Here is a 12,899-nt window from a genome sequence, read left to right on the forward strand (position 1 = left end):
AACTTGTTGATAATTAACGAATTTATATAGATTGCTTTGAGGTGATTGTTCATTTTGATGACATGTCTATACTGACATGTCAAAAATATGAACATTGAGCAGATGACGATGACGGTGAACCCACAGCTGATGGTCTTCAGTGAACAGGACCTCGACTATCTGACCGCCCTGGGGCCGGCCTCCTTGAGTGAAGGGCCTATTACCGCCCTGGAACAGGCATGGCTGGTGTGCCGGCAGGGGCATCAGGAGCGACCGGCAGGGGTCAGGCAGGTGATCTGGGATTCCTGGCAGCGCAGCTTCAGCGCCGGCCTCGATCCCGAGGATGGCGAGTATCGCCTGGTAACCCCTGAAGCCCTGACCGCGACGCTGGCGGCCAACCGGGCGCTGATCACCGCGGCGGCTGAAGTCATGCGCGGGTTGCTGGCCTATAACCCCAGGGGCCATATCAACCTGACGGACGCCGAAGGCACGACCCTGTATTTCTGCGGCCTGGACCTCACGCCGGTGGGGAGCCGGCTGCTGGAGTCGATACAAGGCACCAATTGCACCGGTCTCGCACTGGCGGAAGACCGCCTGGTGTATGTGCTGGCCGAGGAGAATTTCGGTACTGGCCTGCGTCGACGGCGCATGCACTGTGCCGCCGCGCCGATTCGCGATGCCCAGGGCCGGACACTGGCCATGCTGACCCTGACGGCCGAGCCGGGCTGGTTCCATTTCCATACCTTGGGCACCGTGCAGGCGGCGGCCGAAGCGGTGTCGCGGCAGATGGCCTTGCAGACCCTACTGGACGAACAACAAGCGGTCCTCGAAGTGCTCAACGAAGGACTGGTGGTGCTCGATGAGCGCGGCTGCATCAAGGCACTCAACCGTTATGCCCGGCAACTCTTCCGCGTCGGTCGGGACCTGCTGGGCAGTCCGTTCCAGCGCCTGGGCCAGAGTGAACTGACCGCCGAGATGTTGTTGCGCAGCGGTGAAGGGCTGCGGGACCTGGATTGCACCTTCGAGCTGCCTGATCGCAGCCACTTGGCTTGCCTGGTTTCGGTGTGCTCACTGGAGCAGGGCGGGCGGATTGTTTCGCTGCGGGAGAATCGACGCATCCGCGAAATTACCCGGCGCCTCATCGGCACCCAGGCCAGCTACACCTTCGAGACCATCCAGGGCAGTTCGCGAGCGATTCAGGACGCCTTGCACCTGGGCCGGATTGCCAGTCGCAGCGATTCCACCACCTTGATCCTGGGGGAGAGCGGCACCGGCAAGGAACTGTTCGCCCAGGCGATCCATAACGCCAGCGCGCGTTGCGGCGGTCCGTTCGTGGCGGTCAATTGCGGCGCCATCCCGCGTGACCTGGTGCAGAGCGAACTCTTCGGTCATGTCGAAGGCGCCTTCACCGGTTCGGCCCGTGGCGGCTCCGCGGGGAAGTTCGAATTGGCCGATGGCGGCACCATCTTCCTCGACGAAATCGGCGACATGTCTTTTGATGCCCAGGTCAGCCTGTTACGCGTTCTGCAGGAGGGCGAGGTGACGCGAGTGGGGGCGAAAAAATCCCAGCGGGTCGATGTGCGCATCATCGCCGCCACCCACCGCAATCTGAGCCAGGCGGTGGCCGATGGGGCCTTTCGCGAAGACCTTTACTACCGGCTCAATGTCCTCAACCTGACAGTACCGCCCTTGCGGATGCGTCGCGAGGATATTGCGTTGCTGGCGCGGTATTTTCTCGGTCGTTGCGCCCAGTCGTTGCGCAAGTCGGTGTCGGGGCTTTCGCCTGAGGCCTTGGAGATGTTGGCGGCCTACCACTGGCCGGGAAATGTCCGTGAGCTGGAAAACACCATTGAACGCGCCACCAACCTGGCGATGAGCGAACTGATCCAGCCGGGGGACCTGCCGCTTGAAATCAAGCAGCGGCTCCATCAGCCAGTGCCGGGCCGACTGCCGGAACCACGGGCGGCGCTGGACCTGGGCACCCATGAAATGAATGCGATCATCGCCGCCCTCAAGGACACCCGTGGTAACGTCCGCCTGGCTGCAAAGCAGCTGAACGTCTCCCGTGGCGGGCTGTACAACAAGATGCAGCGCTTCGGATTGAGCGTCGACGCTTTCCGATCCGCCAGCTACCCCTGACTCGGGCTTGATCAGGCGTCACCCCGTGGATGGCGCTGCAAGCCCGGGTCAATCGGACGCCTGTCCTCGGAGTTTGCTCTTACCCCAGATCAACCCAACCATTGCCGCCAAGCACGACGCGACCAGCACACTCAGCTTGGCCGCCGAGAGTAGCGTCGGATCGGCAAACGCCAACGACGAAATGAAAATGGACATGGTAAAACCGATGCCCGCCAGCAGCCCGACCAGTCCGACGCCGGACCATGTCACGCCTTCCGGCAGCTTGCAGATATTCAGTTTGACCAGGGCGACGCTGGCGAGCATCACGCCGAGGGGCTTGCCCAGTACCAGCGCCAGAATCACCCCCATGAACACACCGTGGGCCACCGGATCTTCGAGGTTGACGCCTTGCAGACTCACCCCCGCGTTAGCCAGTGCGAAGAGCGGCATGACACCGAAGGCCACCCATGGATGCAAGCCTGCCTGAACCCGCTGCACCGGCGGCAACATTTCCCGCTGGGCCTGCCGAAGTTGCTTCAGGGGTTTGGCCACGGCCTGTGGACTCTCACCGGAAGAGGACAGTCGATCCATCAGTTCCTGGAACGTGCGCCCGATGGTGTCCAGCGGACGTTCCCGGGTAGGCCTGGAGGTGACGGGCGTCATCAGGCCGAGCACGACCCCGGCGAGGGTCGGATGAACACCGGTTTTCAGTAATCCAAACCAGACAATGGCCCCGGGCAGAAGGTACGCATAGGCCTTGCCAATGCCCATTCGCTGAAAGACCAGCACCAGCAGCAACCCGCTTGCGGCGATCACCAGCCCCAGGTAATCCAGGCTGGCGGTATAGAAAACGGCAATGATCAGAATGGCGACGATGTCATCGATGATTGCCAGGGCCAGCAGCAGGATGCGCACGCCGCCTGGAATCGACTTGCCCAACAGCGCGAGGACCCCCACGGCAAAGGCAATGTCAGTGGCGGTAGGCACGGCCCAGCCATTGGCGGCCGGGGTGCCGTGGTTGAGCAAGGTGTAGAGGATCGCCGGCATCAGCACCCCCCCTAGCGCCGCGCCGAGCGGGAGCGTTGCCAGTTTCAGGTTGGCCAGTGCCCCGTCCTTGATCTCCTGGCGGATTTCGGCCCCGACCACCAGGAAGAAGATTGTCATCAGGCCATCATTGACCAGGAAGTGCAGCGAGCGCGACACCGTGAAGTCGCCGAGGCCCAGCGTGAGAGGGGTGTTCCAGAAGTGTTCGTAGGAATCGGCCACGGGGCTGTTGGCCCAGATCAGGGCCGCCACGGCGGCCAGCAGGAGCACGATGCCGCTGACCGCTTCGATGTGCGAGAAGCGCTCCAGGGCGGACAATGCGCGTTCGGTCAAAACCTGCGGGCGAGGAATGGAAGGTGACGCCGGGTTTCTATCAGGCACAGCCAATCTCCATTGGCGGCCCGACCAACGCTTATGTTTTAACCTGCCCTGTGCCGTATGCAGCAGCGCACCCAGGGCGATGATAAGAAGCTGGCAGGCGAGATGCAAATCCCTGAGGCACGCCGCCTACGGATTATCTTTTTTTGGCGGGGGGCCATCGTTCGAGTGGTGGATAAAAGCGCGAGCCATCTGCTGATACAACTCGGGACTCATTCGTGAACTGACCGCTTTGGCAATCAACGCAACGGCCATGAGGCTGATCACCATTCCATGACTGTCGATCATCTCCATCACAATGATGGCCGATGTGATGGGCGACTGGGTGACCGCGGCCAGAAAGCCGACCATGCACAGGGCAATCATCGGTTGCGCGGCCAGGCCGAAAAAGTCGGCGGCGTTGGCTCCCACCGCGGCACCGACGGCCAGGGAGGGGGCAAAAATCCCCCCGGGAATGCCGGAGAAATAAGTCACGACCGTGGCGAGAAAACGCGTGACCGGCGCGTGCCAAGGCAGGCCGGTGTCGGAGGCAATGATCTGTGTGGTGATGCCATAACCGCTGCCAAACGACATCCCTCCACTGAGCCAGCCCAGGATGGCCACCAGCAGTCCACAAACACCGGCGAACCAGACAGGGTGCGTGCGGCGCCATTCCCAGAGAAAGAAATGACGATGGCGCTGGGGCCACAGCAGCATGCGGCTGAACAAGCCCCCCATGAGCCCGCAGCCGATACCGGTTGCCAGCGCCGGAACGATGATATCGAGTTTGATCTCTTCAACGTCCAGGTGGCCGAAATAGTAATAGTTGCCCTGCAAGGCAATCGCGACCATCCCCGACAGAATGATGGTACTGAGCAGGACGCCGCTGGTTCGGGTTTCCAGTTTGCGTCCCAGTTCCTCAACGGCAAACGCGATACCGGCAAGGGGGGTATTGAACGCGGCGGCGATGCCCGCCGCGCCGCCGGCCAGGATCAGGTCTTCGCTACGGATGATCCGTGCATTGGGCAGGTAACGATGAAAGAAATGCATGATCGAGGCGGCAACCTGCACTGAGGGTCCTTCGCGGCCCGCGGAAAAACCGCCCGTCAGTGCCAGTGTGCCGAGGCCTATCTTGGCGAAGGCGATACGCAGTGACACCAGCCTGTTGACCGGCGCGCCCTTGCGGGCCAGGCGGGTGGCGGCGATCACCTGGGGAATGCCGCTGCCCTGGGCGCCGGCAAAAAAACGTGTGGTCAGCCACACCACCAGCATGCCCACCAGCGGCGTGTAGATAAACGGCAGCCAGGGGCGTTCGGCGGTGTGCTGGGCAAATTGTGTCAGCGCAAGGTCGGCCAGCCGGGCGAACAGGACCACCAGCAGCCCCGCGAGGGTCGCGGCAACCCAGAGGGTCACGCGGGTGCGCCAGCGCAGTGAGGTGAAACGACGGCGTATCAGCGGTAGCGGCTTGATCACCCGAAAGGATTCCAGTTGAAGTTCAATACAGTACAAGGCGCAAGATTAGCCGGATAAGTGATCATCTCCAACTGCTTCCCGCTGTATCGAACCGCTCTTGCCGCTGGGGCAGGCGAAATCCAGGGGCCTGCCCGACGACTTGCCGCTATTACTGTCTTCCTCGCAGGTGATGAAACCCGCTCATCCCTTACAGCGAAAAGCGCGCCAGCATCCCGTCCAACTCTACCGCCAGGCGTCCCAGTTCCTGGCTGGCGGTGCTGGTCTGCGCGGCGCCGCTGGCGGTCTGCATGGACAGGTCGCGGATGCGCACCAGGTTGTGGTCCACTTCACGAGCCACCTGGGCTTGCTGCTCGGCGGCGGTGGCGATCACCAGGTTGCGTTCGTCAATGCCGGCCACCGACCGGGAAATGCTCCCCAGCACGTCCTTCGCCACCTGTGCCCGCTGGCGTGTACGGCCGGCCTGGGCGGCGCTTTCGGCCAGGGCCAGGACCGTGTCGCCGGTGCCCTGATGAATACCGTCCATCATCTTTTCGATTTCCCGCGTGGAAGCATCGGTGCGCTGCGCCAGGCCGCGTACTTCATCGGCGACCACGGCAAAGCCGCGCCCCGCATCACCGGCCCGTGCCGCCTCGATGGCGGCATTCAGCGCCAGCAGGTTGGTCTGGGCGGCGACGCTGCGGATCACCTCCAGCACCTTGCTGATGCCCTGGGTCTCGATCGCCAGGGCCTGGGCGCGAAGGCTGGCCTGTTCGACCTGATCGGCCAGGGTGCCGATATCGGCCATGGTCTCGTCCAGTTGCTGCTGACCTTCGCGCACCGCCGTGCTGGAGTTGCGCGACTCGCTGGACGTCTCCACTGCGTTGCGGGCGACTTCCTCGACCACCTGGCTCATCTGCGTCACGGCCGTGGCGGCGTGTTCGATCTCGCCGTATTGCTGATGCAGGTCCTGGGCGCTGTCGTGCATGATCGCGCCCATCTCCTGGGTGGCGGCGTTCAGGCGGCCGACGGCGCCACCGATCTGATGGATCACCGCGTGCAGCTGATCGCGCATATGCCCGAGCATTTGCAGCAGTTGCGCCACTTCATCCTGCCCGTGGGCGACCACCAGTTGACTGAGGTCGCCGGCGGCCACCGTCTTGGCCACCTGCAAGGCCTGGCGCAACGGCCGGGTAATGCTCACGCTCAGCCGCCAGGCCTGCACCAGCATCAGGACCAGCGCCACGCCGATGACAATCGGCAGCAGCAGTTGGACTTTCTTGTAGGTGCCGGCGGTGTTTTCCAGGGCTTGCGCGGTGGTCTGCTTGTTTAGTTCACGGAGCAATTGCACCTGCATGTCCATCATCGAACCCTGGTTGGCCAGATCGTTGTTGGACAGGTTGGTGGCCTCGCTCATTTTCTTCTGCTCGACCAGATCGATGGCCTGCTTGAACAGGGTGACAAACTGCTGCGACGCGTCCTGCAGCAACTTGATCGAGTCCCGCTCCGTCCCTTCCGGGACCTTGGCCAGGTACTCGGTAAACCCCTGGTTTACCTCGCTGCTGAGTTGTTGCAGGTTGATCTTGCGGTTGACCAGTTCGGCCGGGTCGTTGGCAAACACCAGCAACAGCGCGGCCTCGGTGCGCATCTTGGCCAGGTCGATGGCGATGGCGTCGGCCTGGGCGATACTCGACAGCGGTCCTTGCTCGATCAACTCGCCATCATGGCGAATGTGCTGCATGGCAGCCAGGCACAGCCCACCGAGGGCGACCAGCAACAGCGCACACAGACCAAAACTGGCGAGCAGGCGCTTGCCGATACTGAGTCGGCGGAGCAGGGCGGGGCGGTGGGAAGGCTTACGGAGAAAGGCAAAACGAAGGTTCACAGGGGCGGGCTCTTAGTGAGAACTACGCCAGCGGTTGTAACAATATTGCATGATGGCTTTATGTCACTTTTGTTGATGACATAAATTTAATGTTCGAAGCTGGGTCGCGGTGCGCCGGGCTGCGAGGCGACGGCACGAACGTCGAGGACGTGCGTGCCGTATCGGCTGTCATGAAGTTCAGCGTTGTATGGGGGCTAGCCTCAATGCCAGTCAGTCAAGGGCGTTTGAGGCCGAGCGCGCTCCTGTGGCGAGCGGGCTTGCCCGCGTTGGGCTGCGAAGCGGCCCTAAAACCGCTGATTGCGGTGTATCAGGCAGACCGCAATCACAGGGTTTACGACTGCTTCGCAGCCGAGCGCGGGCAAGCCCGCTCGCCACAAGAGCCGGCTCGACCTCAAGCCGCCTTAACTGACTGGCACTGGGGCTAGCCTAGGCCTTTTGGCCAGACAACATCCTCTGATTCAGATCGTCGACCACCGCCTTACCCATTTCGCAAAGATAGTGGGACGCCCACGCATAACGTTCCCCATCTTTTTCCATGGCCGCATCCAAGGCCAAGTGCTTGGCGCAATAAAACAGGTTGGAGGCGTGCTCCATGGCGTCCTTGATCGGGATATCGGGATTGACTCGGAACAACTCCTGATCACCCGCGCCGCAGGAGGCAAAGGTAATGACGCCGAGGGTTTTGATGGGAGGATGGTCGCTCATTGGACACCTCCAGCAAATTCGCAGGTGTCCGAGGTATGAAGGTCGAGCGAAGCGAGTACGTTCATGTGCAAAGCTCCTACGTCTAAGTGAGAGCCGCCACGTTCGTTCCAAGCGAGGGGGTGGCAGCTGTACGCAGGTTGGAAACCGGGGACATAGGACCCGGCAGGACTGAAGTCCTCCCGCGCACAGCCGCCATTGAAAAAATGCGGGCAAGAAAACGCCCGCAATTGTAACCGATGGGCGCCTGTGCGCTATGTCTTCGGGTTTCCAAGCCCGGTCGCCGAAAATAGCGGCGACCACCGGAGATTAGTGCTCAGCCTCTATAGCGACAAGGTAAGGATTATTACCGATTGTGGCGAGGAAGCATTTTGAAAGGCGGCGACCTCGGCAGGGTCGTTGCCGGTCGGATTGCTGCCCTATCCCTAGGCCTTTTGGTCAGACAACATCCTCCGGTTCAGATCATCGAACACTGCCTTACCTATCAGATTGACGTTAAGTTTTTTATATTTTTCCTAGGCGTGTCGCCAAATAATTTCTTGTATTCTCGACTGAATTGATTCGAGCTTTCATAACCCACGGCAAACGCTGCGCGAGTCGCACTGTATTTATCGATCAGCATCAGCTTGTGTGCTTCAGTCAGTTGCAGGCTCTTCTGGTATTGCAGAGGGCTGAGGGTGGTAATGGCTTTGAAGTTTTTGTGGAAAGTCGACGGTGCCATGTTGGCGCGTGCGGCCAGCATTTCCACGGAGGCAGGTTTTTTGTAGTTTTCCTGAAGCCAGACGATGACCTTGTGGATATGGTTATTCTTTGATCCTGGCGTGTTCAACTGACGTAGTTGATTGCCGAAAGGTGTTGCCAGAAGCCTGAAATGTATCTCCTGATAAATGAGGCTTCCAATGGTTTTTGCCTCTTGCGGTTTGTCGATGAGTTCTATTATGCGCAAGCACGCATCAAGCAAGTCAGGATCTAGAGGTTGCACGGCTGCTCCTACTTCGGCAGGCGTGTGTTCTTCTATTGGCGCAACGACTTTTCCAGCGAAGCCGGCGATCAAGGCGTTGTCCAGTTTCAACGACACAGAAAGGTACGGCGTATTTTCTTCGGCTTCGAGAAGGCAGCTAGACACAGGCATGTTGACGCCAGCGATAAAGCAATTGTGCTCGCCAAATGAGTAGTCTTTCAGGCCTATGCGGACCCATTTTTTACCTTGCACGGCAATGATGAGGCACGGGTTATAGAAGTGCGGGCCTGGCACATCGGTATTGTTGTAGCGGTGAAGAGAAAAGCCATCAATAGGCGTCGCAAAACTTCCGGCGTTGGGTAATAGAGCCAGTAGTTTTTCCCGTAAAAGGTTTAAATTTTCAGCAAAATTGAAACGACTACTTTCCATTACTTCTGGCCTCGGCAGGGCGACTCTTCAGCGTATGATCTATTACGTTGCATGGAGACACAATAGCAAGCTTGACCCCGCCCCGGAAGCTTGGAAGTCATCCATGCACGGGTTGCTGCTGGGGACGAGAGCTAAAAGCCCACTGAGATCAACATAGAGGATCAGGCACAAAATGTAGAGGATTCAAGTTTTTTGAGTGTGACGGTGTTCGTTATCATTGCCGTGCATTCCCGATGAATGGGCAATGCTTAACTCATGATAAGGAAACGCGTAATGGTTCATGCCAATTTGGAACGAAAAAACTACGATGCTCTTCCCGCTGCGGTCGGTCCTTACTCTCATGCCGTGAAGAGTGGGAATATGCTGTACCTGTCTGGCTTTACTGCGTTTGGTACTGCGGCTCAGGGAAAAAGCATGGCGGAGCAGGCAGAGGCTATTTTTACACAGATAAAAGCGGTCGCTGAGGCAGAAGGTATTGGCATGCGCTCACTTGTAAAGGTGACGACCTTTGTCACCGATTTCAGCGAAATAAAAGAACTCAGGCCGGTATTGCTGCGCAACTATGATGGCTTGCCGGCGAGTAGCCTCGTTGAAGTTTCAAAGCTGTTCTCGCCTGAACTCAATATCGAAATAGAAGCTATTTTTGCCCTGTGAGCCTTGAGCAATGCTTGGGATGAACGACGCTTGATGCTGGTGGGACAATTTCGCAGCCGGCGGCGCCGACACCCACTAACCCGCGAACAACGCGCGCCTGTCGCGTAAGCGGTTGTGGCAAGAGGATTTCATTGACGCAGAGCAGCCAACCCCTGCAAACCCGCAGGGTAGGGCGCCCAAGCGCTTGCAGAGCGGAGGGTCGGGTAGTACCGTGGCGATCGCAGATCGAAATGCAAATCCTTCTTACTCATGGGCGCCGCACGATTTTATGATCCACCCCGTCTTGCATTCACCTCCCAAGCCCTACACGACCACCCGTATCTACCTGCATTGGATCTCCGCACTGGTGATCCTCTGGGCGACGTTCAGCGGTTTTGGTGTGATCCTGCTTCCTGTCCATCATCCCGTTCGCCAGTGGGTGGAGAGCTTCAATCCGCAAATAACGTCCCTGTTTATCCCGCTGTTCGCCTGGCGCCTGTGGTTGTACTTGAGCGCCTCGTCCGAACCGTCGGCGAGCGCCAGGGATCTGCAGAAAACCATCGCCAAGCTGACCCATACCCTGATCTATCTCTGCGTGACGGGGGTGTTGCTGACCGGCGTGGTGATGATGAACCATCCCGTGCTGTTGCTTGGGATCATGCCGTTGCCGCAGTTGCTCCACTCCGTGCCCGCGCTAGCCGATGTTCAACAACTGCACCACCTGCTCTGCGCGATGCTGGCCGCGCTGGTGGGGTTGCATCTGGCGGCGGTGGTACGACACCAGCTTCGAGGGCGTTCGGTGCTGCATCGGATGTTGTGACGTTCAGCCGCTGTGTTGCAGCGCAGCGGCTGAACGCACGAAGAAGCGCCCCACACCTCAGATTTCGAAAGTCAGCGGGTAAGGCATCTTGTCACCGAACGCTCGGCCTCAAGCCTTGTGGGCTAACCCTTCAGCGCCGCTTCAATCGCCGCGATGTCGATCTTTCTCATGCCCATCATGGCGTCGAACGCCCGCTTGGCCGCCGCACGATCAGGGTGGGTTATCGCGGCCGTCAATGCCCGTGGCGTGATCTGCCACGACAGCCCCCACTTGTCCTTGCACCAGCTGCAGGCGTTTTCTTCGCCGCCGTTGTCGACAATCGCATTCCACAAACGGTCGGTTTCAGCCTGGTCGTCGGTTGCCACCTGGAACGAGAACGCCTCGTTATGCTTGAACACCGGCCCGCCGTTCAGTCCGAGACAAGGGATGCCGATCACCGTGAACTCGACGGTCAGGACATCGCCTTGCTTGCCAGGCGCGTAGTCACCTGGGGCTCGGTGGACAGCGACCACCGCGCTGTCCGGGAAGGTCTCGGCATAAAACGTTGCAGCCTCCAGGGCGGTGCCGTCGTACCAGAGACAAATCGTGTTTTTGCGGGTCATGTGGGTTCTCCACGGTTGGGGATGATCCGTGGATTTTAGTCGATGGGAGATTGGCGCGGCTTGAAGCGTCGTCATCAGGGGGCTCGCTACCTAATTGGACCCACTGGCCGCTTGGCCCCCTCAGACCAGCCTGGCGCCGCCGTCGATATTCAATGTAGCGCCGTTCATAAACCCATTGGTCATCAGGAAAACAACGGCGGCGCCTGCCTCTGTTGCGGTGCCTAGACGATGCAACGGTAGCGACTGCTCCAGCGCCGCCACGAACGCATCTCGCCCATCGCCCAGTGCTTTAGTAAAAATGGGCGTATCGATCGGACCGGGTGACAGCGTGTTGACCCGAATCGGCGCCAACTCCAGGACGAGGCCTCGCGCCAGTGCTTCCATGGCCGCCGATGCCGCGCCCAACACGGCGGAGCCATGGGCATTCGGGCGGTCCGACAACATCCCGGAGATAAACGTGATGGAGCCGTCTTTCGCCAGGCGTTCGCCAAGGGCGCGAATGGCATGCACCGAAGCCCACATACGCTCCTCAAATGCCTGACGCAGGTAGGTAATCTCGGCCTCGAGGACTTTGCCCGCCACATAGGTGCCGGCAAGGAGCACCAAGTGGTCTACTTTCGGGATGTCCGCCAAGGCGGCGTAGATGGCTTGGCTATCGGTGACATCAGCTGCGCGCCAGGCGTCCAGACCGTTGTTGCGGGCGGCCTGTTCGGCGCGGCTGGCATCGGAGCCGATGACGGTCACGTGTGCGCCGCAGGCCTTGGCTTGAATGGCGGCGGCCAAACCGATGCCGGACGTCCCCCCGAAAATCACCACGGTACGGCCCTGCAGATTGGCGGGCAAAGCTTGATTGAGCGCGGGTGTCGCCGTCATGGTCCATCTCCTTGAACGCCTGGATGGCGTCGATGGGAGAAAGGCTAAAGCTTTGGGTCAAGGTTGATAATTAGGGCATAAGTCGCTTTACTCATGCCATGAAGGAACAAATAGGGTTGGACCGCCTCACCGGTCTTATTGCCTTTGCCCGCGCCGCCTCTTTGGGCAGCTATACCGCTGCGGCCCGCGACTTGTCTGTCTCACCGTCGGCCATCAGCAAAAGCGTGCAACGCCTGGAGCAGCACTTCGGACTAAAGCTCTTTAGCCGAACCACCCGCTCGCTCACCCTGACCCCGGAAGGGCGGGATCTGTACGAGCGGGCATTGCGCATTTTACGCGAGGTGGAAGAGATCGATCAGGCCGCCGTTGCCTCTCGGGCCGAGCCTTCCGGCACATTGAAAATCACGGCACCGCCGCCTATCGGCCTGAACATCCTGGCGCCAGCGATTCCCAAATTTCGCGAGCGTTACCCAAAGCTCGCCATCGACTTGCGCCTGGGCGACCCGTATGCGGACATCATTGAGCAAGGCATCGACGTCGCGATACGCGTGGGCAATCTGGCGGACTCGCGGCTGATCTCGAAAACCCTGGGGCCTCACCGGATCGCCGCTTTTGCTTCACCGGCCTACTTGGCCAGGCGTGGCACTCCGCTGGAACTCAGCGACCTGGCGCACCACGACTGCGTGAACTTTCGTTATCAAAGCTCCGGCCAGGCATTGCGCTGGCCGTTCAATGTGGACGGGGAAGTGATCGAGTGGCTGCCGGACTCGGCCATCGTCATCGATGCGAGCGATGCCGTCGCGGCAGTGGTTGCAGCGGGTGGCGGAATCGGTATTTCGCCTACTTATGTCGCGGCGCCCTATGTGGCCCGTGGGGAGTTAAAGCCGCTCTTTCCCGAGTTTGCCGTGGAGCGGGCGTCTATCACGGCGTTATGGCCGGAAAGTCGACGAGGCAGCCCCAACGTCAAGGCGTTTGTGGGGTTGCTCGGTGAGCTTTTCTCGATCCCGACCGTCTGGGATGAGATCGTTCGACAGGCTTGAATTCACG

The 12,899-nt window shown here is 60.1% G+C and carries 11 protein-coding genes; 4 read left to right on the forward strand and 7 right to left on the reverse strand.

Annotated elements, in window-relative coordinates:
- Window positions 1-102 precede the first annotated feature (102 nt).
- Window positions 103-2,118: a sigma-54-dependent Fis family transcriptional regulator gene (locus tag HX866_RS06920; RefSeq protein ID WP_177139276.1), complete on the forward strand. Its 2,016-nt coding sequence runs from the start codon at window positions 103-105 to the stop codon at window positions 2,116-2,118.
- Window positions 2,119-2,166: 48 nt separating this feature from the next.
- Here the strand turns inward: HX866_RS06920 and nhaA are convergent, their stop codons facing one another.
- From nhaA to HX866_RS06945, 5 genes are all read right to left on the reverse strand, one after another.
- The gene (gene nhaA / locus HX866_RS06925; protein ID WP_177138700.1) at window positions 2,167-3,522 is read right to left on the reverse strand and encodes a Na+/H+ antiporter NhaA; all 1,356 of its coding nucleotides are present in this window, start codon (window positions 3,520-3,522) and stop codon (window positions 2,167-2,169) included.
- Window positions 3,523-3,648: 126 nt separating this feature from the next.
- Window positions 3,649-4,971, reverse strand: a complete 1,323-nt coding sequence (locus HX866_RS06930; RefSeq protein WP_177092047.1) for a chloride channel protein — start codon at window positions 4,969-4,971, stop codon at window positions 3,649-3,651.
- A gap of 187 nt (window positions 4,972-5,158) precedes the next feature.
- Window positions 5,159-6,832 carry a methyl-accepting chemotaxis protein gene (locus HX866_RS06935; RefSeq protein WP_177125842.1) on the reverse strand — a complete coding sequence of 558 codons (1,674 nt, stop codon included), beginning with the start codon at window positions 6,830-6,832 and terminating at the stop codon, window positions 5,159-5,161.
- Window positions 6,833-7,258: 426 nt separating this feature from the next.
- The gene (locus tag HX866_RS06940) at window positions 7,259-7,537 is read right to left on the reverse strand and encodes a DUF3077 domain-containing protein (RefSeq protein ID WP_103496204.1); all 279 of its coding nucleotides are present in this window, start codon (window positions 7,535-7,537) and stop codon (window positions 7,259-7,261) included.
- Between the two features lie 481 nt (window positions 7,538-8,018).
- Entirely contained in the window at window positions 8,019-8,924 is a 906-nt protein-coding gene (locus HX866_RS06945) for an AraC family transcriptional regulator (RefSeq protein ID WP_177138702.1), read from the reverse strand.
- Between the two features lie 273 nt (window positions 8,925-9,197).
- Here HX866_RS06945 and HX866_RS06950 point away from each other — a divergent pair, with 273 nt between their 5' ends.
- Both HX866_RS06950 and HX866_RS06955 read left to right on the forward strand, forming a co-directional pair.
- Window positions 9,198-9,578: a RidA family protein gene (locus tag HX866_RS06950; protein WP_177092051.1), complete on the forward strand. Its 381-nt coding sequence runs from the start codon at window positions 9,198-9,200 to the stop codon at window positions 9,576-9,578.
- A 268-nt stretch (window positions 9,579-9,846) separates the two neighbouring features.
- Window positions 9,847-10,377, forward strand: a complete 531-nt coding sequence (locus tag HX866_RS06955) for a cytochrome b/b6 domain-containing protein (RefSeq protein WP_177102166.1) — start codon at window positions 9,847-9,849, stop codon at window positions 10,375-10,377.
- A 122-nt stretch (window positions 10,378-10,499) separates the two neighbouring features.
- Here HX866_RS06955 and HX866_RS06960 read toward each other — a convergent pair whose 3' ends face one another.
- On the reverse strand, window positions 10,500-10,979 hold the full coding sequence (locus HX866_RS06960; RefSeq protein ID WP_177138704.1) for a VOC family protein: 480 nt from the start codon (window positions 10,977-10,979) through the stop codon (window positions 10,500-10,502).
- A gap of 120 nt (window positions 10,980-11,099) precedes the next feature.
- Window positions 11,100-11,852 carry an SDR family oxidoreductase gene (locus HX866_RS06965; RefSeq protein WP_177092054.1) on the reverse strand — a complete coding sequence of 251 codons (753 nt, stop codon included), beginning with the start codon at window positions 11,850-11,852 and terminating at the stop codon, window positions 11,100-11,102.
- Between the two features lie 98 nt (window positions 11,853-11,950).
- On the opposite strand from HX866_RS06965, the gene HX866_RS06970 reads away from it, so the two are divergent.
- Window positions 11,951-12,892: a LysR family transcriptional regulator gene (locus HX866_RS06970; protein ID WP_177092055.1), complete on the forward strand. Its 942-nt coding sequence runs from the start codon at window positions 11,951-11,953 to the stop codon at window positions 12,890-12,892.
- Window positions 12,893-12,899: the final 7 nt, after the last annotated feature.

The sequence above is a fragment of the Pseudomonas gingeri genome (genome assembly GCF_013386165.1).
GTDB classification, from domain to species: Bacteria; Pseudomonadota; Gammaproteobacteria; order Pseudomonadales; family Pseudomonadaceae; genus Aquipseudomonas; species Aquipseudomonas gingeri_C.